This is a genomic window from Cyanobium sp. NIVA-CYA 375 (assembly GCF_056108345.1).
This window is the reverse complement of the sequence record NZ_JBSYHW010000261.1, coordinates 1-925: the sequence shown is the minus strand read 5'-3', so window position 1 is coordinate 925 and position 925 is coordinate 1. Positions and strand designations below refer to the sequence as shown.

Genomic DNA, 925 nt, shown 5'->3' with positions numbered 1-925 from the left:
CCGGCAGCGCGATGCTCAGTCGGGGGGTCGGGTTCTGATTCATGGCCTTGCCGCCAGTGCGTCGTAGTGTGCGGCCAGCCTCTGGCCCTGGGATCGCGCGTCGAACTCCGTCTCGATCCGGCGCCGTGCGGCCTCTGTGACGGCCTGCCAGTCACCCGGATGCTCGATCAACCAGATGAGGTGCCGCTCCAGGCTCTCGACATCGCGTTCGTCGCCCAGCCACCCACCCACGCCGTCTTCGATGACTTCCGGAATGTCGCAATGCCGGGTGCTGACCACTGGCAGCCCTGCAGCGGCCATCTCGATGATGGACACCGGCGCGCCGCCCTCGCTGTCGCCATCGGCCGCGGTCACGCTGGGCGAGAGAAAGACGTGGCACCCTCGCGCGATCTCGTGCATGCGCGCATGCGTCACGTAGCCGTGCAGGCGCACCTGCGGGCCGAGTTCACCTTCATCGATGGCGCGCAGGATCTGCGCCTTCTCCGCCTGGCGATCGGCCTTGGCGTCGGCGTCACCGATCAGGTGGATCTCCAGCGGCACCCGATGGCGCACACGCGCCAGCGCGCGCAAGGCGTAGGGGATGCCCTTCTTCTCGGTGAAGGTTCCCGCGATCAGCACCTTGAGCGGCGACCCCGGCTCCCAGCTGCGAGGCTCGTAGGCGATCTCATCGAGCTTGACGCCGAGGTGATGGACCCGGACCTTGGCTTGCGGGCAGCCCAGGCGGACGAGACTCTGCGCCATGAAAGGGCCTTCGCAGAGGAAGAGGTCTGCTGCGGCGAACATGTCCTCGTAGCGTCCGCGCCACCGGGGCTGCGCCTGAGGCAGGCGGCTCACGTCGTAGCCGTAGAAGGTGACCACGTGCCGCACCCCGTGACGCCGGGCGACCGAGAGGTTGGCCCAGCCGCGGTCCCCGAAGTGGGAGTGC

1 protein-coding gene is annotated in these 925 nt (G+C 68.5%); it reads right to left on the bottom strand.

Annotated elements, in window-relative coordinates; all coding sequences use genetic code 11:
• Window positions 1–39: 39 nt before the first annotated feature.
• On the bottom strand, window positions 40–925 hold an 886-nt coding region (locus AC01FP_RS17955; protein WP_474482147.1), incomplete at its 5' end, for a glycosyltransferase.